General features: G+C 66.1%; 22 protein-coding genes. 12 read left to right on the plus strand and 10 right to left on the minus strand.

What is annotated here, in order from left to right; genetic code table 11:
• The first annotated feature begins 79 nt into the window (after window positions 1-79).
• From ACLARN_RS39295 to ACLARN_RS39305, 3 genes are all read left to right on the plus strand, one after another.
• Window positions 80-547, plus strand: a complete 468-nt coding sequence (locus tag ACLARN_RS39295; protein WP_409496560.1) for an ATP-binding protein — start codon at window positions 80-82, stop codon at window positions 545-547.
• Between the two features lie 80 nt (window positions 548-627).
• Window positions 628-1,026, plus strand: coding sequence for an STAS domain-containing protein (locus ACLARN_RS39300; RefSeq protein WP_409496561.1), 399 nt, complete (start codon window positions 628-630; stop codon window positions 1,024-1,026).
• A 936-nt stretch (window positions 1,027-1,962) separates the two neighbouring features.
• Entirely contained in the window at window positions 1,963-2,295 is a 333-nt protein-coding gene (locus tag ACLARN_RS39305) for a MerR family transcriptional regulator (RefSeq protein WP_409496562.1), read from the plus strand.
• A 46-nt stretch (window positions 2,296-2,341) separates the two neighbouring features.
• On the opposite strand, the gene ACLARN_RS39310 is transcribed toward ACLARN_RS39305, so the two are convergent.
• Window positions 2,342-3,061: a GAF and ANTAR domain-containing protein gene (locus ACLARN_RS39310; protein WP_409496563.1), complete on the minus strand. Its 720-nt coding sequence runs from the start codon at window positions 3,059-3,061 to the stop codon at window positions 2,342-2,344.
• Between the two features lie 813 nt (window positions 3,062-3,874).
• Here ACLARN_RS39310 and ACLARN_RS39315 point away from each other — a divergent pair.
• The 4 genes from ACLARN_RS39315 (at window position 3,875) to ACLARN_RS39330 (ending at window position 7,212) form a co-directional block, all read left to right on the plus strand.
• Window positions 3,875-4,621 (plus strand): hypothetical protein, encoded by a 747-nt coding sequence (locus ACLARN_RS39315; protein ID WP_409496564.1) that lies wholly within the window; start codon window positions 3,875-3,877, stop codon window positions 4,619-4,621.
• Between the two features lie 211 nt (window positions 4,622-4,832).
• Window positions 4,833-5,735, plus strand: coding sequence for a class I SAM-dependent methyltransferase (locus tag ACLARN_RS39320; protein ID WP_409496565.1), 903 nt, complete (start codon window positions 4,833-4,835; stop codon window positions 5,733-5,735).
• Entirely contained in the window at window positions 5,735-6,253 is a 519-nt protein-coding gene (locus ACLARN_RS39325) for an oxidoreductase (protein WP_409496566.1), read from the plus strand. The genes ACLARN_RS39320 and ACLARN_RS39325 overlap by 1 nt, the downstream gene beginning before the upstream one ends.
• Window positions 6,254-6,810: 557 nt before the next feature.
• Window positions 6,811-7,212: a hypothetical protein gene (locus ACLARN_RS39330; RefSeq protein ID WP_409496567.1), complete on the plus strand. Its 402-nt coding sequence runs from the start codon at window positions 6,811-6,813 to the stop codon at window positions 7,210-7,212.
• 463 nt (window positions 7,213-7,675) lie between these two features.
• Here the strand turns inward: ACLARN_RS39330 and ACLARN_RS39335 are convergent, their stop codons facing one another.
• The 3 genes from ACLARN_RS39335 to ACLARN_RS39345 all read right to left on the minus strand — a co-directional run bounded on the left by ACLARN_RS39335 (window position 7,676) and on the right by ACLARN_RS39345 (window position 10,086).
• The gene (locus ACLARN_RS39335; RefSeq protein ID WP_409496568.1) at window positions 7,676-7,861 is read right to left on the minus strand and encodes a hypothetical protein; all 186 of its coding nucleotides are present in this window, start codon (window positions 7,859-7,861) and stop codon (window positions 7,676-7,678) included.
• Between the two features lie 118 nt (window positions 7,862-7,979).
• On the minus strand, window positions 7,980-8,411 hold the full coding sequence (locus ACLARN_RS39340) for a tetratricopeptide repeat protein (RefSeq protein WP_409496569.1): 432 nt from the start codon (window positions 8,409-8,411) through the stop codon (window positions 7,980-7,982).
• A gap of 835 nt (window positions 8,412-9,246) precedes the next feature.
• Window positions 9,247-10,086 (minus strand): SDR family NAD(P)-dependent oxidoreductase, encoded by an 840-nt coding sequence (locus tag ACLARN_RS39345; RefSeq protein ID WP_409496570.1) that lies wholly within the window; start codon window positions 10,084-10,086, stop codon window positions 9,247-9,249.
• Window positions 10,087-10,252: 166 nt separating this feature from the next.
• Here ACLARN_RS39345 and ACLARN_RS39350 point away from each other — a divergent pair, with 166 nt between their 5' ends.
• A complete protein-coding gene (locus ACLARN_RS39350; RefSeq protein WP_409496571.1) occupies window positions 10,253-10,828 on the plus strand; it encodes a TetR/AcrR family transcriptional regulator in 576 nt (191 codons plus the stop codon).
• Window positions 10,829-10,882: 54 nt separating this feature from the next.
• On the opposite strand, the gene ACLARN_RS39355 is transcribed toward ACLARN_RS39350, so the two are convergent.
• A complete protein-coding gene (locus ACLARN_RS39355; RefSeq protein WP_409496572.1) occupies window positions 10,883-11,776 on the minus strand; it encodes a LysR family transcriptional regulator in 894 nt (297 codons plus the stop codon).
• Between the two features lie 95 nt (window positions 11,777-11,871).
• Here ACLARN_RS39355 and ACLARN_RS39360 point away from each other — a divergent pair, with 95 nt between their 5' ends.
• Window positions 11,872-13,062: an MFS transporter gene (locus ACLARN_RS39360; RefSeq protein ID WP_409496573.1), complete on the plus strand. Its 1,191-nt coding sequence runs from the start codon at window positions 11,872-11,874 to the stop codon at window positions 13,060-13,062.
• 314 nt (window positions 13,063-13,376) lie between these two features.
• Here ACLARN_RS39360 and ACLARN_RS39365 read toward each other — a convergent pair whose 3' ends face one another.
• The 4 genes from ACLARN_RS39365 to ACLARN_RS39380 form a co-directional block, all read right to left on the minus strand.
• Window positions 13,377-14,555: a glycosyltransferase 87 family protein gene (locus tag ACLARN_RS39365; RefSeq protein WP_409496574.1), complete on the minus strand. Its 1,179-nt coding sequence runs from the start codon at window positions 14,553-14,555 to the stop codon at window positions 13,377-13,379.
• A 102-nt stretch (window positions 14,556-14,657) separates the two neighbouring features.
• On the minus strand, window positions 14,658-15,323 hold the full coding sequence (locus tag ACLARN_RS39370) for a response regulator (RefSeq protein WP_409496575.1): 666 nt from the start codon (window positions 15,321-15,323) through the stop codon (window positions 14,658-14,660).
• On the minus strand, window positions 15,320-16,561 hold the full coding sequence (locus tag ACLARN_RS39375; protein WP_409496576.1) for a sensor histidine kinase: 1,242 nt from the start codon (window positions 16,559-16,561) through the stop codon (window positions 15,320-15,322). Before ACLARN_RS39375 ends, ACLARN_RS39370 begins: the two co-directional genes overlap by 4 nt.
• Before the next feature lie 27 nt (window positions 16,562-16,588).
• Complete coding sequence (locus ACLARN_RS39380) at window positions 16,589-16,792, minus strand: hypothetical protein (RefSeq protein WP_409496577.1); 204 nt, start codon at window positions 16,790-16,792, stop codon at window positions 16,589-16,591.
• Window positions 16,793-16,982: 190 nt separating this feature from the next.
• Between ACLARN_RS39380 and ACLARN_RS39385 the strand changes: the two genes are divergently transcribed.
• Window positions 16,983-17,492, plus strand: a complete 510-nt coding sequence (locus ACLARN_RS39385; RefSeq protein WP_409496578.1) for a hypothetical protein — start codon at window positions 16,983-16,985, stop codon at window positions 17,490-17,492.
• A 794-nt stretch (window positions 17,493-18,286) separates the two neighbouring features.
• Window positions 18,287-18,709, plus strand: coding sequence for a hypothetical protein (locus tag ACLARN_RS39390; protein ID WP_409496579.1), 423 nt, complete (start codon window positions 18,287-18,289; stop codon window positions 18,707-18,709).
• Window positions 18,710-18,824: 115 nt separating this feature from the next.
• Here the strand turns inward: ACLARN_RS39390 and ACLARN_RS39395 are convergent, their stop codons facing one another.
• A complete protein-coding gene (locus ACLARN_RS39395) occupies window positions 18,825-19,046 on the minus strand; it encodes a hypothetical protein (RefSeq protein ID WP_409496580.1) in 222 nt (73 codons plus the stop codon).
• A gap of 842 nt (window positions 19,047-19,888) precedes the next feature.
• Between ACLARN_RS39395 and ACLARN_RS39400 the strand changes: the two genes are divergently transcribed.
• A partial coding sequence (locus tag ACLARN_RS39400) for a histone-like nucleoid-structuring protein Lsr2 (protein WP_409493161.1) occupies window positions 19,889-19,972 on the plus strand: 84 nt, incomplete at its 3' end.

Below are 19,972 nucleotides of genomic sequence, written 5' to 3' on the forward strand. Positions count from 1 at the left end.
TTGCTTTTGTTCAGCGCGGGGTACTGGATTCAGTGCGCGATGTTTCCAGAAAGCGTCTAAAGCGAGGCGGGTGGGACGGATGTCGACACAGCCGGGGATTGCCGAGCGCGACGAGCTGAATCCGGGTGACGTGGCCTACGACCTGGACGCGACCGCCACCAGGGACGTCCGGCACGGTGTTCGCGAGATGCTGGGCCGCTACCGGGGGCTCACCGTCGACGACGCGGTCCTGGTGGCCGACGAACTGATCAGCAACGCCCACCGGCACGGCGAGGCGCCACGCGCCTGCCGCCTGGGGGTCACGCATCAGGGCCGGTACCTTCGGATCGAGGTCGACGACTCTTCGCCGCGTCAACCGCGGCGACGGACTCCGGATGGTTCCGGCGGGCGTGGATTGATGCTGATCGACCGGCTCTCCTCCGCTTGGGGCATCCAGAACCATGCCGATCACAAGACCGTGTGGGTCGAACTCGCGCTGGACCGCGAGGGAAGCAGCGGTCACGCACCGCATCTGGCCGCGGCCGGCGACTGGCACAGCGAGGACTAGCCGTGTCCCGCACCGGAACAGGCGGGTACCGGACCAGCGACACAATCCAGGGTGTCGCTGGTCCGGTACCGTCGACCCTTGTGAGCCAACCGTTCCAGGCCGAGCCACCGCCACCCGACCTGGACATCGTCAGCCGTGTCGTGACCGGGAACATCGTGGTCTCGGTGACCGGTGAAGTCGACACCGAGGCCGCGCCGAAACTTCACGCGGTCGTCACCACGGCGATCGACGACACCGGCAGTGCCTGCGTTCTGGATCTGACCACAGTGGACTTCCTCGACTCCGCGGGCCTCGCCACCCTGATCACCGCCGACGCTTACGCGGAAACACACGGAAAATCGCTGCGTATCGCCGTGGACTCCAACAGCCCCGTGATCCGGCCCATCGAAATCACCGGCCTCGACATCGTGCTGAAGCTCTACCACACCGTCGACGACGCACTCCACGCCTCAAACCGACCTCCTCGGTCAGAGCGCTGACAGGCGAGGACGTCGTACACGATTCACTGAGCAGGACAAGGCTGCTCCTGTAGCCGTCTGAGGACGCGAGCGTATTCGTGGTGGTCGCGCACCCCGGTCAGGCCGAACGGGTCCTGCCGCGCGGTCGAGTCGGTCATCCGGCCTGCCCTTTCGAGTGATGTCGTCCGCCACAGAACCCGGGTTGACCTGCGGATCTGCGGTGCCTACGTTCCTCCACGCCGCCGCAGGAAGAAATCTATGGTGGCTGGGGTAGACATTCAGCCTCGGGTGTGTGTAGTGTTCTCCTCGTACCGAGAGAGACAACGTCAAGCAGGCGCGGGAGATGACGGAACTACCCGCGAAGTGAGACAAGACGGTCAGGCAGGACGAAGCCAATCAAGGAACAGGTTTCGGCTGGTGGCCGGAGAAGTACCGGGATCGAGAAGTGAAGACGTGAACAGCAAGGCCGATCCCGGCGAAGCAGTGCAGTAAGCAGCAAACGCAGTACGAAGTTGCAAGAGCAGTACGAAGTTGCAAGTCAGTAAGTGCAGGACTGGTCAGGTGGCCGGAGCCGATCTTCGACGGGGCTCCGGGCAGTGACCAGAGGCGTGACGCGTGCTGGGGCCGATCAGCGGAAGGGTTCCAGCCGGTGACGTCCGCGAAAATCGCAGTACAGGCAGTACTCAGTAAGAGAGAAACACAGGAAAGAAGGGAAAGGGAACATCATTGGATCGCCCGCAGCGGCTGGGCAGTAGTGCCGCGCGGGTACCGCAGGGTCATCGGATTGGAAGGTGGTTCTCGGTTACGAATAAGCGATCTCCGCATCGTCCGCCTCTCGGACGGACACCGCGGATGCAAGACATCGGCCTCACGGCCGGTTGACAATGGTGAAACCCAACCTCTGGGACCCCGGGCGCCGCAAGTGGCTCCCGGGGTCCCTTGTGATGTGGAGGTGGAATGATTCCTGACCAACGCGACACCCCCGTTTCCAGCGGGGCCGACAAGTTCGACGACGACCACTACCCCGCCTACACCATGGGCCGCGCCGCGGACATGCTGGGCGCCACCCAGAACTTCCTGCGCAGCCTCGACGAAGCGGGGCTGATCACACCGCAGCGCTCGGCAGGCGGGCACCGCCGCTACTCCCGGCACCAGCTGCGCATCGCCGCACGAGTACGGGAACTGGTCGACCAAGGCACGGCTGTCGATGCCGCCTGCCGCATCGTCTCCCTCGAAGACCAGCTCCACGAGTCCCAACGCCAGAACACCGAACTCCGCGCCGCCGAATAAGCCGTCAGGTCAGGGTTACCGCCGCATCTCGCCCCTGTCTAGTTGCCTACAAGGTGTGGTCGTCCAGTCGTAGGCGACGATTGAGGGCGTCGCGGGCGAGGTCGGTCAACGAGCGGTTGTGGTGGAAGGCGTGTGCGCGCAGCCGGGCGAGGGCCTGATCCGGCGGGATGGCGAGGGTGACGGCGAGGAAACCGGCGGCTTGCTGGACTTCTTCCCGGTAACAGCGGAGGCCTTCACCGCGACCGGAGCCGCTGGTCGACAAACTGTGCGCGCTCCGCACCAGCAAGGGCAGAAGCCCGTGCCGGACACGACGGAAATCCCGAGACTGTGATGCGGTCATGGCGCCGGGCGTGGCCCGGTACCCGGTGAGGACTCCGACAATACCGCCGCGGACTCGTAGCGGAGCGGCGATGACGGCTCGCGCCGGGAACCGCATCGCGGCAGGCAAGAACAGCGGCCAGCGGGCCTGATCGGTGGTGGCCAGATCGGGTTCGGACACCGTATAGCCCTCCTGGGCGGCTTCCACGGTGGGACCGTCACCGAGCGTGTACTGCAGATTGCCCAGCTCGGGCCCCAGCCCATCGGCGGGGTCACACCACACCAGTTCCAGGGTCCCCGCACCGGCGGTGATCAGGTCGATGGTGAGGACGTCCAGGCCGAGAAGCACGGCGATGCGCAGCGAAGCAGTGGCGCCGAGATGCTGACCGTCCGCGGCCGCGCGGCGCAGGCGAGCCAAGATGGCCTCAAGGTCATCACCCCTCGCCACGAGGCCTGCAACCTCAGGCCCCGCCTGGGCGGCAACAAAACAGCGTTCCGTGTCGTACATCGGAGTCACCCGTCGAGCGAATTCCTCAACCCGCGTTGGCGAAATTCAGCCACCGGCGAGCTCAGGAGCAATTTACCCCCGCAGAGGGGTCCGTCATGCCCGCTGGCAGGTGCTCGGCTCGCCTCATTCTCGGGTGGCCCGCCCAAGGCCACATTCCGACAGGTTCCACACAGCCTGAACGACCTCACGATACGTCACTAATTGTAGCGCATCCGCTGAAAGAGCGAACACGGCTACCACCTCGGGCTTCCAGGTCCGGTGTGGCGAGGCCGAGCGGCAGAGGCATGAGAGGCCGGCCAGGCTAGGCAGCGCTCGGCCGTTCCCGGACACGACCCAAGGATTCTCGAAGATACTGCAACACCCGATTCGCCTCCCCAGGCGCATGCCTGACGAAGAATGCACACAACTGAGCGAAGATGACACAATTTGATGGTTGCCGAATCTCTCAGAGCAATCTGACCGACCAGGTGCACGAACGTCGACCACGTTGTCGCACTGACGCCGGACCATTTCGAATCATGATCCGTCAAAGATTTGCAGACTACTATTATGAGGATATTCACGCCGTTGCCTTGGTAGTGTGCGAGAGCGCAAGTGCTTGCCGGGCGCAATTCCTCGGGCGGCTCCCCGCATGAAGGATGGTGCGGCGTGTGACCTGATGCCGACACTTTGGAGGAGGCTGGCCGGTCAGTGGGCAGGGCGGGGAGGGCGGGGATGGTGGCGGGCCAAGGGTCGAGACATCACCTGATCGTAGTGGCCGACGTGGAGGGGTTCGGAGATCCGAGGCGGACGGGACCACATCAGCAGGCGGTACGCGAGGGCTTGTACGAGGTCATGGCCGCGGCGTTCGTCGCAGGCGGGCTGGCGTGGGAAGACTGCTATCAGGAAGACCGCGGAGACGCGGTATTCGTGCTGGTACCACCGGACACGGACAAGGCGGCGTTCGTCGAAGCCGTACTTCCGGCGCTAGTGATGCGGTTACGGGTACACAATGACTCACGCCCTGAGATGCAACGCATCCGACTACGGGTGGCGCTGCATGCCGGCGAGGTCGTGTATGACGACCACGGCGTCACCTCGTCGTCGCTGACGCTGGCGTTCCGGCTCTGCGACGCGCCTCCCTTGAAGGCCGCGCTCGCCACCTCGCCTGGAGTGCTGGCGGTGATCACGTCCGCCTGGCTCTTCGACGAAGTAGTCCGCCACATGCCCGCCGCGGCACCCGCTACGTGGCGCCCGGTCACCATTGCCGTGAAGGAGGCCGACACAACCGGCTGGATCGCGCTTCCCGACCACCCATACCCGCCCGAGTCGGTGTCAGTGGGCAGCGGGATGCCCGGTGTCGGGGGATCCGGCACCGGGCCGCCCAGGGTGGTGCCGCGACAACTGCCCGCCAGCCTCTACGACAACATAGGCCGCCCCCGCAAAGCCGCCGACGTCCGCCAACGCGCGGCCCAGCTACAAAAAGAAAGTCATCCACGCGATACTCGTGGCGAGGCCTGAGTTCAGCAGTCATGCCCACGGTGCACCGCGTACTGGCCGTAGCCTAACCGCTTGCCGCCGACGGCACGTCCTCCGGGCGCCTCGCACGGGCCCACTGTGTCACGGCTTGCGCGGTGATTCAGTTCAATGATCGGCTGGGGCCCTGCTCCGGCCGGACGTCGAGGAGGGCGTGACGTGGGCTCATCGCGAGTTTGATCGCTAAAGTCCACCCATGGCCATGTTGGAGATCTCTGATCTGGTGGTGGAGTGGGATGCGCACACCGGCGAGCGCATTGCGGTCCGCAGGGCGGAGGTGGTTGCCCGTCTGCGCGCGGCAGGGGATCGGCGGGCCGCCCGGATGGTGCGACGGATGCCCGTGACGGGCGAGTTCCTGGAGCCCGTTGCGGTGGACCGGCTTCTGGTCCGGGTGCACACCGAATTACAACGGCTGAACGAAGAACTGCATATGGCGCAGCGGTTCGCCGAGTTGCTGGTGCCGATGCTCACCGCCGTCCGGGCGAGTGGGAGCCGCCTGCGGGTGGTGGACGTCGGATGCGGGTTGGGGTTCATGGTGCGAAACCTGGCCGCTTCCGGCGTGCTGGGGCCGGATGTCGAGTTGGTGGGTGTGGACTTCAATCGCGCTCTGGTGGCCGAAGCGACCAGACTGGCCGAGGCGGAGCGACTCTCGTGCACCTTCGTATGCGCGGACGCGTTCGCGCTGGCCGAAGAGGCCACTGTCTATCTGTCGAGTGGGGTGCTGCACCATTTCGCGGCAGACAAGCTGCCCGAGTTCTTCCGCGCCCAGGACCGCGCGGGCACATTGGCGTTCATCCACTACGACATCGCCGCGACCCGGCTGGCCCCGCTGGGCGCTTGGCTGTTCCACCGCGCCAGAATGCGAGAGCCGCTGGGCCGCCACGACGGTGTCGTGTCCGCGCGGCGCGCTCACGGCGACGAGGTGGTGATGTCCGCCGCCGCAGCGGCGGCGGGGATGAATACGTTCCTGTTCGAACCGTTCAGGCATACCAATCCGTTCTGCGCGGCGATGAGGGCGGTCGTCGGTATCCGTCCTGCGTTGATCGCCGATTTCCGCCGTGCCCTGGGACGCCGGGCACGGGGGCTGGTCGCGGGCTGATGGCGACGGTGGTTCCGGTCGTGCTGGGCCTGCTCGCACTCGTCGACGCGGGCTTCGCGGGATTTCGGGCCGCGGTCGGCCGCAATGCCCTGATCCGCAAGCGCTCCTACCATCTGCTGGCAGCACGCCGTGGACTCGTGGGCGGGGCGATCGGTCTCGGGCTGGTAGCACTGCTGATCGTGGCCACTCTGGGCTGCTCGGCGGATCCAGCCGCTCGTTACGGCGAACTGGTCCGCGCGGGCACACGCATGCTCCAGGTGCTGGTGCCGTTCGCGGCTCTCGTGGTGGCATCGCTGGCGGCGTACTGGCTGTTGCCGATGCGGGAGAGCACATTCGTGATCCTGGTCGGTCTCGGGCCGTTCACCCTGATACGGCCCACGGTCGTGCTCGGCGCCACGGTGTGGTCGGTGGCGGGATCGAGCGATTGGCTTGCGTGGGCGGTCGCGATCGCGGCCGCGACCGGCGTGCTGGCCGTCGAGCCGGTCGTCCACCGCCGCTGGTACCTGGATCCGGTGTGACAGTGGTCTGAACCGGTGCCGGGAGACCATCCGCACATCGGCATGAGGACGCGCCTGACCGCGCTATACGGGAATTCCCGGTTGTCGTCTTTGCGGGCCTCCAGCGCCACGGCACACGTGTCGGCTTGGAGCCCGAGCAGATCGTGGACTTTCCGGATCACCGATGACACCCAAGGCGGCCAGCATCAGGAGCTTCTCGGCGACGGCCTCGCGTTCGCCCCAGCGGGCCCGACGGAATTCCCGGGAAACGGCAACCTGTCCAGCGAGCTCGGTGATCCTTTCCTCGCCAGTTCGCCGGGCTCATGCGACTCGAGACGCCAGCGCGGAGACGAGTTGAACTCGTCGTGCCACTAGACGGCAGCTCGGTCGGTGAATACCGGCGCCGAGTATTCTCGCCACGCGGACACGTACGGGTGCCTTTTCGTATTTGATATTCGTTCGGTGCTCCACTTCTTGTATGAGCCGGGTTCACTTTCAGCCGACTTTGTTCCGGTGGTTCGGTTTTTCACCGGCTCGGCCGGGACTCGCTCTCCATTCCTGATTCAGGAGTTCCGCTGATGAATACGAACCTTCGCCGTATCGCGGCCTCGTCCTTCGCCGTCGGCGCCCTCACGATGCTGACCATGGCACCGGCCAGTGCCGCCGCGTCCACTACGAATCTGGCACCGGCGAACGCCCCTCCCGCAAGCTGTGCCAGCGCTATCGCCGCCGCGGTCGACACCGCGAACTCGGCCACCGCCGCCGCGGTCAACGTCGCCGACTCAGCCGCCGCCGCGGCCGCGGCCAAGGCGTTCGCCCAGGGTGTGCTCACCGGGACGCCCGCCGCGATCAACGACGCCGCCGCCAACCTGGGCGCGTTCAGCACCGCTGCCGCCACGGCCGCCGCGGCGAGCGCCGCCGCGCACGCCACAGCCGCCACCGCGACCATCGGTGTCCTCGTCGCCTGCGCCAAGGCGTAATTTCCCAGCACCCGGAACATCGGACCAGGAACGGCTTCCTGACGATGTTCCGGGTGCTCATCATGGACGATGGAATCCACCAGTACATCGTGGCCAGCACGCCGGTCGTGATTCGCCGCTAGTGGCGCTGGGCGCCGAACTCGTCCAACGCCAGACCGGTCCTGGTTGCGCAGCAAGGGGTGGAGGAGAAATAGTCTCCGTGGTCACTGGCACATAACTTGGCCGACGCACCACGCCGGAGCCGTTTCACTAACCGCGCAGTTCTGGCGGCACCGGGACTGTCTGGGTATGAACAGTGACCGCACCAGTTCGCCGGTTCGCGGTGGCGTTGTGGAGCGGCTGTGGCTCCAGGGTGGCCATCCTCGTCCACTGACGCCCCAGGATCGACACCTGTTCCCGACGATACTGAACGCTGCGCCCTGGGCATATGCGCCGGAAGGCACAGGTTCATCGTGAGAGAACGCTAAGCGATAAGCGCCACCGTCGCACTTCCCGCGATGGCCACCTCCTCGGCGTTGAGCGCCTCAAGGGGAGAGGTGGCGATGACGCTGTCGACGGCTTCACTGGATTTCACGGCGCTGCCCATGAGTGACAGAGCTGCGATGGCGGGAAACACGGCGGCAGCGGCGGTGCAGACTATCTTCTTCATACTTTGCCCTTCACGAGGTGTTGAACCTGCGTGACGCTATGCCACATGATGGCCGATCACGCGAGATCCGATCCTGGTTCACGCGAACGAGATTCCACCCGCCTAATATGAACCGTTTTCACACTGTTTGGATCGGCACGATATCTGCATCTACTTGTTCGCGAAAGACCTCCGCTCCGCCGACTGAACCGCCGGTTGTGCCGCGAGCATTCTCGCGGAACACCTCGCACCGCGACGATGGACTTAATGCTGCGGATTCGGCGGGTTCGTCACCGCTGGGGCGGATAGGTCGGTAGAAGTGTCGCTGTATCTGCGCCGCCTCGTCGCGGCGACCCTGGATCCGGTATAGCTGTAGGGCCCGTTCCCCACTGTCGCGAGAATGTTGTGTGTCACCTTGTACCGCGTGGGCGTAGGCGATGTTCACCAATGTGTCGGCTTCGAGGTAGGTGTTTCCCAGCTGACGGAACAGAGTCAATGCGGCGTGATAGTGCTTAAGCGCATTGGCCTGATCGCCGGATCGGTGGGCGATGAGTCCCAGCGTGTCGAGCACGGCGGCTTCACCATCAGCGTCTTGGTGCAGCTGAAACAGATCGAGAGCCTGTAAACGGCTCCGAGTACCAGGCCTGCGGTGTCACAGGCGCGACCAGCTGGGTCCAGGTCCAGATCATGGATCTCGATCCCAAGTACCCGCGAGGCTGGTCCGGCTTCCTGCCGGCCACGTGCCTCGTCGACCACAGCTGAGCCGAGTCATGAGGTGAATGCCCGAGGCCTTCCCGTGCCGTGACCCGGCCGGTGACTTCATCACGGACCTGGCTCCGCGTGTCCCCGGTGGTGGTGCCTCTTCCAGGAGACACCACCGGGGCTGGTCCGTTGATGCTGATCGACACGTCGGGTTTCCGTGAGTCGTCCCCGCGCCGGCGGGGATGGTCCCGTGGTGTCGTTGTCGTCTCAGCCCTCGGAGTCGTCTGCCCCGCAGAAGCGGGGATGACCCCGTGATCTATGACCTCGTGAGCACCTCCGCGTCCGCCGCGCGCCGCGGAGCGGTTTCAGCGGCGCGAGGCCAGGCAGTGCACAGCGCATGGGCACGACTCGCTGAGTGGAACGTGACCTTGCACCGTCGGCACCAGCAGAAACAGACGAGGTACACGGCCTCTTTGAGTTCCGACGGTGCTGCCGCTCCGTGGTCGCGGATGGCTATGACTGTCGAGCCACCGCCCATCGATGCACGAATTTCGGCTGAGCACCGGAGTCGCTCGGCAGCAAGTCGGGCAGCCGAGCCGCAGACTCAGAACCTACGGAATGAAATCCCTAATCCCTCGGCCCAACTTCACCGTAGCGAAGCCACGGCGCTGTTCTGTGCACGCGATTTCCGAACTGATATCGGTCTAGCGCAACAGCTTCGAGGTCAGCTCGGACAACCGGTCGGCCGCCGCGGTGTCGAACGGTTCGCCGTGTACGTCGACTGGGTCGTCTTGCATGAATGCTGTCAATGGTGCGGACGGTGGGTTGTCGAGGTGGCGAAGAATTCGGGTGAGGGCGGCTTCGACCGGCTGGCCACGCTCTCGCATGCGTGCGACCAGATCGGCACTGGCAGCGTCGTACTCGCCGGTGAATCCGGTCGCCGTCAGCCCAGGGTGCAGGAGCACGTATCGGACCCGCGTGCCGGGATGGCGGCGCGCGAAGGCCACTCCATGCAGATCACTCAGCTTCCCGCACTGTCCCATGACCTCGTCGGGATCGTAGGCGTGCGAGAACTGCAAATCGTCCCAGCGGATCTTGGACAAGTCTCCCCCGGGGCCCGCCAGATCGAGAATCACCGGCGCGTCGGCTTGTTCGAGTCGCGCCACAAGGCCCTGCGCGAACAGGTAACGACTCAAATAGAACAGCGCGAAGTTGGCTTCGAAGCCTTCTTCTGTGACGAACCGTGTCGCACGGAAGTACCGCGCACCCAGCACAAGAGCATCCACAACCTGATACGCCGACGTGATCTGCTCGATCACCCGCCGGTTCTCGGACACCAGGCTCAAATCCGCCTGGATGAACTCGACGCGCTGGGCGGCATCGAGTTCGGCGGCGACGTCCAGGACAGCCGCCCCCTTCCGCGCGCTGGCGCCAATGACGACAACCCGCTCTCCGCGTCGCAGATAGGCGCGGGCGAGCGCCTTGCCCATCCCATCGGTTCCACCGGTGATGACCACGGTCTTCACGCACATCTCCTCGGTCACGACTGATCTCATCAGTCTGGACTACTAGACTCATGAGTCTAGATAGACAGAACCACGCGTGCAACAGCCTCTGCGCGGGACTTAGGATGGTCTGATGAGCGCGGCACCACACTCGTCCCGATCGCGACCGACCACGCCCCGCGGGCGTATCGACAAACAGCAGGCCGTGCTGACGGCAGCGTTCACCGTGTTCGCCCGCCTGGGGTACGCACAGGCCCGCGTGGACGAGATCGCCGCTGAGGCAAAGGTCGCGAAGGCGACTGTCTACAACCACTTCGGCGACAAGGAGACGCTGTTCCGCGAGGTGGTGAGGGCGCTTTCGGAGACCGCTCTCACGGCCAACCTCGCAGCGGTGGAGCAACTTGTGAACGACAGTGACGACCTGCCGGCGAATCTCAGGGAGGTCGGATGGCAGCTGGCCAGGTGCTACTGCCTTGAAGAATCCCGCGCGCTTCGACGGCTGGTTTCCGCCGAAGCCCCTCAGTTCCCCGACCTGCTCGACGTCATGGACGAGGTCTCACGCCGGGTTACCCAAGCCCTGACCGACCGGCTCGCCCGGCTGTCGCTGGCAGGCAGGCTCCTGATCGACGACCCGGAGTTGGCTGCCGCACAGTTCACCGCACTGCTCACAGGCAGCGTGGACACCCGATCCCGGCTTGCTACCCGCTCGGTGCCCGACGCCGAGCTACGAGCCATCACCGAAGCCGCAGTGGCGACTTTTCTGAAAGCGTTCGGGAAGTGAACAATCTGGAGTCACCGAGCAGGACTTGAAAACCGGCCAGACCACAGGTCGACGTCAGCTTCGAGCCCGAACAGCGATCTCCCCTGCGAAGGCGCGCGCCCGGCCGCTGTCCTCCGCATGCCAGACCACTCCGAGCACTGACTCCGGCAGCCCGGTGAGCGGCACGAAAACGACCGAATCCCGCCGCCCCTGGTGTTCAGCCGTCGAGCGGCACAGCACCATGCCGCCCTGGCCCGCCGCGGCGAGGCCCATGCCTTCCTGCAGTGTGCCGGCGGTCGGTCCGCGCGGTATCCGGCGACCTTCGGGGGTGATTTCGGGGGCTTGGGCGTGGCGCCAGTATTCCGGGGCCGGGCCGCGGATCCCGATCAGAGGGCATTCCGCCAGTTCGTCGACGGTGACGGACTCCCTGCGGGCGAACGGATGCCGAGGCGAGACGGCGAGCACCTGCGGCTGCCGGGAGAAAACCGGACCGAGCACGAGATCCGGCTCTTCCACCGGAAGCAACACCACCGCGGCGTCGATCTCCCGACGGCGGAGCGAGCCGAACGGATCGGCCAGCGGGATCTCGGTGAGCTCCACCGCGCAGTCCGGGTGGCGCTTCTCGAATCCACCGATGGCGTTCGCGAGATGGTCGTCGATGATGCCCTGAAAACCGATGCGCAACACGCCACCGGTCCCTCGCGCGGTGGCGCGCGTGTGATCGACGGCGGCCCGCAGAGCCTCGTAGGCCGGACGCAGCTCGGCGAGGAACTTCTCCCCCAGCGGAGTCAGCTCCGCCCGACGGCTCGTGCGTTCGACGAGCGTCGCGCCGATCCGCCCCTCCAGCGAGCGAAGCAACTGACTGACCCGGCTCTGAGAAACGTACAGGCGTTCGCCCGCCCGGCCGAAATGCAGCTCCTCGGCGAGTACCAGGAACGCCTCCAGCTCACGGATCTCCAGGCCGCTCATCGGTTTCCTCCACCCGTGGATCCAGTAGTCACGCTCATAGAAGGATGAGACATCGGCCGTTGTTCCCGGACGCGCACGACGGTTGCCTGGAACACATGGCGCTAAGGGAAACCAGACAGAAGAAGAACGGCTGGCCTGCGGTGAGTGCTCTCGCCGGGGCGACCTTCACCGTGGTCACGTCGGAAATGCTGCCGGTGGGTCTGCTGACCCCGATCAGCCGCGATCTGCGGGTCACCGAAGGCACGGCGGGCCTGACGCTCACGGTCACCGGCCTGGTCGCGGCCGTCTCCGCTCCCCTGCTGATCCCGGCGCTCAGGAAGTTCGACCGGCGGGCCGTGCTGTGCGCGTTGATGGCGCTGCTGACGGTGGGGAACCTGCTGGCGGCGTGGTCGCCCGGGTTCAGCGTCATGCTGGCCGCACGGGTGCTGGTCGGCATCGGCATGGGCGGAGTGTGGGCGATCGCGGCGAGCCTGGCCGTGCGACTTGTCCCGTCGAAGTCGATCGGGTCCGCGACCTCGCTGATCTTCAGTGGAATCGCCGTGGCGTCCGTCCTGGGGGTACCGGCAGGCACCTACCTCGGGGATCTGCTCGGCTGGCGGGCCGCTTTCGTCGGTGCCGGTGGTCTTTCACTGGTGGTACTGGCCGCGCTGGCGATGTCACTGCCGTCGTTACCGACGGAACGGGACGTCCGCCTTGGCGCGATGCTGCGGCTGGCAGGTGTGCCGCGGGTGCGCCTCGGACTGATCGTGGTGGCACTGATCGTCATCGGGCATTTCGCCGCGTACACCTATATCCGGCCGGTGCTGGAAGAGGTGTCCGGGGTGAGCGCGGGGCAGATCGGGACGCTCCTCCTGGTCTACGGGCTCTTCGGGGTCGCGGGCAATTTCGCCTCCGGCGCCGGAGCGGCGCGATCGCCACGGGCGACCCTGCTGGTGCTCGGCGGGACTTTGTCGGCGACGATGGCACTGGTTCCGATCCTGGGACTGACCACCCTGGCAGCAACAGCGTTGCTGGTGGTCTGGGGCCTGGCGTACGGCGGTGTCTCGGTGGCCTCGCAATCATGGATGCTGGCGGCCGCGCCGGAGGCCCGGGAAGCGACGTCGGCGCTGTTCGCCGGAGTGTTCAACGCGGCGATCGCGGCCGGGGCACTGGTCGGCGGGCTGGCCACGGACGCAGCCGGAACCACCGCGGTGATGTGGCTCGGCGGGGTATTCGCGGCCGGGGCGGTGCTGACGCTCGCTACCACCGGAGGCCGGCCGACGGTGGCCACGCCCTCCAGAAGGTGACCACCGGCGTCCGACTGGGTCAACTCGGCGGAATCGGCGCCTTTGCCGCTTCGGTCGTGGAAGCTCTGCAGTGCCTCGCTCTGCCTGCGAGGCCGCTGGCCTCGTCGTGGCTCCTAACACCGTCCGCGATCACGCGGGCCCTCATGGAAGGCAGCTGATCGGGCCTTCCTTAATTGGCGCTGGCCGTCGGCAAATAGCACGGACGACACAGAGTGGAGTGTTACCACTTCGGTAGACGCTGGAATAAAGATCTTTCAGCAACCGGGTGCGCCGGACGAAAACCGGCCCTCCCAAGCCGAACCGGCAGAGCCGGTTCATTGATCGTGACCAGGCGCTGATGCCGACACAAGGTTATCCCTGTCCTCATTGGACAGACTGCGAAAGAGTGCGCAGAGCAGGGCCAGCCCTGCGATCAGGTAAGCGTTGCCGACGACAGCCTGCCCGAAGTTCCAGGTGCGTTCGGCGCCGCCCCCGCCGGGGACCACGGCAACCGTCCATCCGGTGAACAGGACGGCGGCCATCGCCATCACCGGCCGCCGGACCCTGGCGCACAGATGGCCGAGGGCAGGTACCACCCACACCCAGTGATGCGTCCACGAGATCGGGCTGACCAGCAGCGCGCAGCCTGCCGTCACCAGCAGGGCGGCGGGGTCGTCACCCGCGCGGTGCAGCCGCCGGACGAGCCACATCATGACCACCGCGCAGAGCACGCCGAAGCATCCGATCAGCACCGTCGCCCCCCGGCCTTCCGGCAGCGTACGTGCGATGAATCCTTGCCACGACTGGTTTCCCACCCAGCCTTTCATCTCGGCGAAGTGGCCATTGAAGATCGCGGACGTCCAGTAGCGCAGGGAATCCTTCGGCAGTACGACGAACGCGAGTGTCGTCGCGACGACGAACGTCGCCAGCGCGCGGGCCGCGTCGGCGGTTCGCCGAACGAGCAGGAGGTGGACGATGAAGATCAGCGGGATCAGTTTGACCGCCGCCGCGAGTCCGATACCGATCCCGCGGAAGCGCGAATCGCGCAGCAGAAGGATATCCGCGACCACGACGGCCATCAGGACGAGATTGACCTGGCCGAGTCCGATCGTCTGCCACACCGGCTGCATGGCGAACGCGCCGAGCAGCAGGAGCGGCACGTACGCGCGCTCGGTGAAGGGCCGAAGCGCGACATAGAGCGACGGCGCCGCCGCGATCGCCAGCAGGCCCCAGCACCATTGCGCCGGCAACATGGTCAACGGCACGAAGATCAGCGCGGCGAACGGCGGATAGGTGAACGGAAGCTCCGGCGCCCAGTCGGGTAACGCGGTCAGGTGTGCGTACAGCGGCTCCCCGTGGAGCACGGCGAAACCGCCGGCGCGGTAGACGGCTGAGTCGACCCCGAGTGGGGTATCCGAAAGCCACCAGACGAACGCGATCGCGACGAGCACAGTGACCGCGGTGCCGACGGCGATCAGCGTCGCGTTGGCGCGCAAGGCGTTGATCCGATCCATAGGTGAACGATCTCCGTAATCCCGCCGGGACACATCGCCCGGCGGAGCCGTCTTGGCCCTGGTACCCCGGTACCGACCGGACGGCGACCCCGTACCCCGGTACTACCCGGACTCGCTGCCGGGCACGATCAGCCCGGCCTCGTAGGCGACCACCACTGCCTGGGCGCGGTCGCGCACGCAGAGTTTGGTGAAGACCCTGCTGACGTGGGATTTCGCGGTCTGTTCCGCGATCACCAGCGCCTCGGCGATCTCGGCGTTGGACAGGCCGCGTGCGATCAGCCGGAGCACGTCGGTTTCCCGCGCGGTCAGGTCCGCCACCCGGGTGTTGCCCGCGTGCGCGGCGGCGTGCGTGCGGGTGAATTCGCCGATCAGCCGTTTGGTGATCGCCGGCGCGAAGAGCGCGTTGCCGGCGGCGACCACCCTGACGGCGGTGACCAGGTCGTCCAGCGGGGCGTCCTTCAGCAGGAAGCCGCTGGCGCCTGCCCGCAGCCCGCCGAACACGTACTCGTCGATGTCGAAGGTGGTGAGCATCAGCACGCGGATCTCCTGCCACCGCGCCACGATGCGCCTGGTCGCCTCGAGCCCGTCCAGTTCGGGCATGCGGACGTCCATCAGCACGACGTCCGGTGCCAGTTCGGCGCACAGGGCGACGGCGACGGCCCCGTCGGGTGCCTCGCCGACCACCTGGATGTCCTCCTGCGCGTCGAGCACGGCGCGGAAACTCTGCCGGACCATGGTCTGGTCGTCGGCGATGACCACCGTGATCACGGTTCCGAACGCCCCCCGTTCTCGAGTGGAACGGTCAGCGCGACCCGGAAACCACCGTCCGGTTTCGCTCGCGCTTCAAGATCCGCCGCGAGCATAGCGGCCCGCTCTCGCATCCCCAGCAGACCGTGACCGGTGCCGGTCTGTCCGGTCCGCATCGGGCGTTCGCCCGGCCCGTTCTCGATCATCAGCCGGATCGAACGCGGCCCCGTCACTAGTTCGACGGACACCGGCGCGCCGGCAGCGTGCCGGATCGCGTTGCTGAGCGCCTCCTGCACGATCCGGCAGACCGACAGCGCGACCCCGGCCGGGACGGCGTCGAGATCGCCGCGGACGTCGAGTTCGCACTGGGTGCCGACGGCCCGGACCCGGTCGACGAGTTCGGCCACCATCGTCAGCCCCGGCTGCGGGGCGACCAGGACCTCGCGGTCCTCGGAACGGAGGACGCCGAGCAGCCTGCGCAGTTCGGTCAGGCCTTCGCGTGCGGTCCCGGCGAGGTCGGCGAACTCACGCCACACGCCGTCGTCGAGATCGGCCTTGCCGGGGCCGGCGAAGCGGAACCGTGCCGAGTCCGCGCGCAACGCGAGGACGGACATGTGGTGGGCGACCACGTCGTGCAGTTCGCGGGCGATGACGGCGCGCTCCTCCAGCACCGCCGCCCGTCTTTCCTCGGCGATCCGGCGGTCCTGCTGGGCGACGCGGGCTTCGTCGGCGAGACGGCGCTGGCGGACCGTGTTGCCGAGGAAGAACAGCACCCCGGCCAGCACCACGAGCAACGCCGCGTCGCGCCAATCGCGCAGGAAGGGCACCATCACGGCGAACGAGATCAGCGCCGCGCAGGTCAGTTCCCGCTGGTCGTTGCTCGCCCCGACGAGGTAGAACACAACCGCGGCGGCGAGTGCGAGACCGGGTGACCACGGCCAACTCCAGAACTCGACCATGTCCGGCAGCGTCGGCGGGGTCAGCACAATGCCGGCGAGCAGCGCGCGCCAGCCCCACAACGGCGAACGAATCGCGAGCAGACAGGGAAGCACGCTGAAGACCACGTTGAACGTCGTTGTGACGGGCGGCGCCGAAACGATCACGAAGGTGAGGAAACCCGCCCACAGACCGAATCCGATGATCGCGACACGGCGCAGGGTGCGCAGCCCCGCCGAGCGCGTCGGAGGGGTGTCCATGCCGGTGAATGCCACGTAGCGGAGGGCTTCCCACCACACCCGCGGACGCTGTCGGTCGGCCATCGGAGATCACCCTACACTCAGAAGATTTCACTCTGTGTAGTCGTGTCTGTCTCGTATCCGGCTGCCTGCAACGAACAGGACCGTGCGCCCCTTGAACAGGTCCCGAAGCCTGTCGAACAGTTCCGCTTTCGCTTGGGCGTCGAGGGAAGCTGTCGGCTCATCGAGAATGACGAACGACGAATCACGATAGAACGCGCGCGCCAGCGTCAGCCATTGCCGGATCTTCCGCACCTGGCCTGCCGAACTCGATGTTGTCGGCCATTGTCCCTAGTGGACTTCTGGCAGTTCAGCGTAGTGAGACCCGAGTGCCCGCCCCAACCGTCTCAGCGCCGCACCACGGTCACGATATGGCCGCGGCCGGTAACGCAAGATCAGGTCTACGAGACATACCGGCATTGACCACTATCACGCTGGAGGGTTCGTGATCATCCGCCGTACCATGGCCGTCGTTTCCATCGCGCTGGCCGCACTATCGTTGGCCGCGTGCGGCGGCAGCTCGCCATCGGCGATCGGCTCCGCCACGGCTGAAGCCGGGAGCAGCGCGGCGAAAACCGCCGACGACGTCACGAAAACGCTCGGCGAAAGGATCGCCACAGCGAAGCTGATCAAGGCATACACTGCGGAGGACGACCCGAACCACTTGCTCGGCCGCCCGAACGGCTACACCTCGAAGACCGCGTTCAGCGACTCGCGAGTCAAGCCGTCCGACGTCGAGTACCTGGGCGCGGACGCTGTGGAGCGCGGCGGGTCGGTGGAGGTGTTCGGTGACGAGGCCGGCGCGAAAGCGCGGATGGACTTCATCCAGTCGGTGGCGAAGAACCTGCCCATGGTCGGCGAGTACGACTACGTGAAGGGCACGGTGCTGGTCCGGGTATCACGCTTCCTGACGCCAGACCAGGCGAAGGAGTATGAGGCCGCGCTGAACAGCTGATGGTACAAGGAAAAGCGCCTCGGCGGCCGACGGCTACCGGAGCGCCTGTCGTCAACGCCAGGTGGTTCCCGGTTCAGCCCACCTCGGCCGCCGAACCATGATGGAGCCGACGCTTATAGGTACTTCGGTATAGCGATGGCGTGCTGTCCTCTGCACGAGGTCTCTCAAATTCCGTTTCTGTCCAGCCGTTCCGACAATGCGACGGCGTGAGTTCTACTCGGCCCAGAAGTCGTGGCGACCGCGCCGTCGTCGCCACTGGCGGCACTCGTATCGACACAGTCTGATCAGGGCTGCATAACGGCTCGCGCGGGAACACTTGCCCGGGATGCGCACCACCGGTTCGCACCGAAATGCCCGCCTTTCGAACCTAGTGAATGATCTCCTGTTCGTCACAGAGTGGTTGGGAGTGGCGAACCACATCGATCACGCGTCTTGACGGCGGGAGAGCTCGTCGTGTCCCCATCACCAGATCCCGCGCGACCGAACCGGTCAGTCACTCGCCTTACCTGTTCCGCGTGGCCTCAGCCGTGCCCGCTGATCTGACCGGCGTCCGGGCGAGGACGTCGAGTTGCCGGCGCACCCGCCCGGCGTCGGCGTCGCGGCCTTGTTCCCGGTACAGCTCCAGAGCCCGCGCCAAGCGGTGCTCGCAAGGGGTCCGCGCGTGACGTCGGTGGCGGCTTTGTCACTCCGTTTGGGTGGTTCATGGACGGGCAGGCAACTCCGGCGCCGCATCTGGGCGTGTGACGGACGGCGGGCCCGGGATGGCCGGGCGCCGCGCGATCGGAGGAGAAATCATGGGAGTTCGAGTAGGGGCTCGCGCGTGGGCGTCGGCCGGGATTGCCGCGGTGGCTGTGATGGGATTGGCCATGCCTGCCTCGGCGGGCACGAGCGGTGTCACCGCGCGGGAGACCGTCTGTTACGGCGGGACGACGATCTGCAACAACACTTACGGCAGCGGCAACGGCATCTCCGAGGTCATTGCTTCCCGAAACCTCAACACGACGGCGGAGTTCGGGTTCTTCGAGCTTTTCGGGCCGGGGAGCTACAAGCAGACCGGCCCGACCAACCGCGAGTCGGATCACACGTTCAAGGTCAACGCGAGCTTCCCGCGCGGTTCGCTGATCTGCGTCAGCTTCTGGAACAGGAACGCCAACGGTTCCTTCACCAAAGTGGGCGGCAAGAATGGTAACGCCTGCACGTCGACCCCGATCGGCTGAACCGGAACAGTGAGCGCTGGTGACCGGCGGAAAGGAGAATCCCCGCCGGTCACCGCGTATCCCTCCTCTCAGGGCCGGGCAGGGCGCCCTTCAGCGGCATGGTCACTGGCGGTGCTCAGCGATGCCCCCGGGTCTCGGGTGCACGCCAGATCGCGACCACGCTTCCCAGTGCGGCGACCACTACAAATCCTGCTACGAGAACGATGTTGGTGCCGCCGCCGACCAACGCAAGTAGGGACGCCGCGATCACTGGCGCGAATTCCATTTGCCCGCCTTGGTACTCGAGAGACACTCCGGCGTACCGGACGTCCATCGGGAAGAACTCGCTCAGCAGCATGGGCATCACTTCCAGTCCGCACAAGGCAAACTCTCGACGATCTGGACGTCGACCACTGAGTCGGACCCATGGTGACGGGACCTGATCGGGTGTCTTCCAGTGCCGGTACGCAACCGTGATCGTCTGAGTCATGGCGTTCGTTCGACGATATGGTGCGGCTATCCGGCCAGTTTACCGAGGCCAAGTGTGTTCACGGCCGGGATCAGGCCGTGGTCGACCTGATCGGCTGGTTGTGCCGACGGCGACGCGATGCCCAGATCCTGCTCCACGATTGCCCAGGACCTCTCGGGAGTGAACTGCCGCTGCTAGCCCAGCAGGATGGCGATCTCGTCGACGCGGGAAGGAGTTTCGGCGTGAGTCATCCAGTTTCCAGGGCTGATCGGGTAGCAGAGGCGTCGTCAGCGACCGTCAACAGACCGCGCTGTTGACGGTCCGGCTAGATTTTGCCGACGGACCGGTTCTGGCACTGCTTGAGAGCGGTAACCTCCTTCCCCCAGGAGAAGTCAGCTCTCCGACGACATACACGAGTACGGCGACAGCAAAGTCGCTCCTCGGGAGCCGAGCCCTCTCTCCGGGTTCGCCGGCTCCCGCCTTCATGACACCCCAGATCTCGCAGCACCCCAGAACCGACAGTCGAAGAAGTCCCCGTGCAGTTCGCCCTCGGGAAAATGGGCACCCGCATGACGGCCGACGAATGGGTGCTCTCCCCAAACAGACCGCCCCCGACGCAGCGCAAAACACCGCGTCGAGCGACGACCGTCACGGTCGACCCACACGGCTAGAATTGTTGGCATTGCGTCAATCTAAGCTGGCGTGGCATGACCTAGCGGAAGGCACTATCGATGGCACAAAAGGTATCCGTCCAGATCGTCGACGACATCGACGGTGGCGAAGCCACCCAGACCGTGCCCTTCGCGCTCGACGGC

The sequence above is a fragment of the Amycolatopsis sp. cmx-11-12 genome (assembly GCF_046269425.1).
Taxonomy (GTDB): Bacteria; Actinomycetota; Actinomycetes; order Mycobacteriales; family Pseudonocardiaceae; genus Amycolatopsis.

Bases quoted from the DNA above. Each gene is read 5' to 3' on its own strand.
- ACLARN_RS39355 (WP_409496572.1), bottom strand. From the start codon at position 11,776: ATGAGCGGCCTGGAGATCCGTGAGCTGGAGGCGTTCCTGGTACTCGCC.
- ACLARN_RS39365 (WP_409496574.1), bottom strand. From the start codon at position 14,555: ATGGATCGGATCAACGCCTTGCGCGCCAACGCGACGCTGATCGCCGTC.
- ACLARN_RS39375 (WP_409496576.1), bottom strand. From the start codon at position 16,561: ATGGCCGACCGACAGCGTCCGCGGGTGTGGTGGGAAGCCCTCCGCTAC.
- ACLARN_RS39320 (WP_409496565.1), top strand. From the start codon at position 4,833: ATGGCCATGTTGGAGATCTCTGATCTGGTGGTGGAGTGGGATGCGCAC.
- ACLARN_RS39390 (WP_409496579.1), top strand. From the start codon at position 18,287: ATGGGAGTTCGAGTAGGGGCTCGCGCGTGGGCGTCGGCCGGGATTGCC.
- ACLARN_RS39395 (WP_409496580.1), bottom strand. From the start codon at position 19,046: ATGCTGCTGAGCGAGTTCTTCCCGATGGACGTCCGGTACGCCGGAGTG.
- ACLARN_RS39335 (WP_409496568.1), bottom strand. From the start codon at position 7,861: ATGAAGAAGATAGTCTGCACCGCCGCTGCCGCCGTGTTTCCCGCCATC.
- ACLARN_RS39295 (WP_409496560.1), top strand. From the start codon at position 80: ATGTCGACACAGCCGGGGATTGCCGAGCGCGACGAGCTGAATCCGGGT.
- ACLARN_RS39360 (WP_409496573.1), top strand. From the start codon at position 11,872: ATGGCGCTAAGGGAAACCAGACAGAAGAAGAACGGCTGGCCTGCGGTG.
- ACLARN_RS39305 (WP_409496562.1), top strand. From the start codon at position 1,963: ATGATTCCTGACCAACGCGACACCCCCGTTTCCAGCGGGGCCGACAAG.
- ACLARN_RS39330 (WP_409496567.1), top strand. From the start codon at position 6,811: ATGAATACGAACCTTCGCCGTATCGCGGCCTCGTCCTTCGCCGTCGGC.
- ACLARN_RS39325 (WP_409496566.1), top strand. From the start codon at position 5,735: ATGGCGACGGTGGTTCCGGTCGTGCTGGGCCTGCTCGCACTCGTCGAC.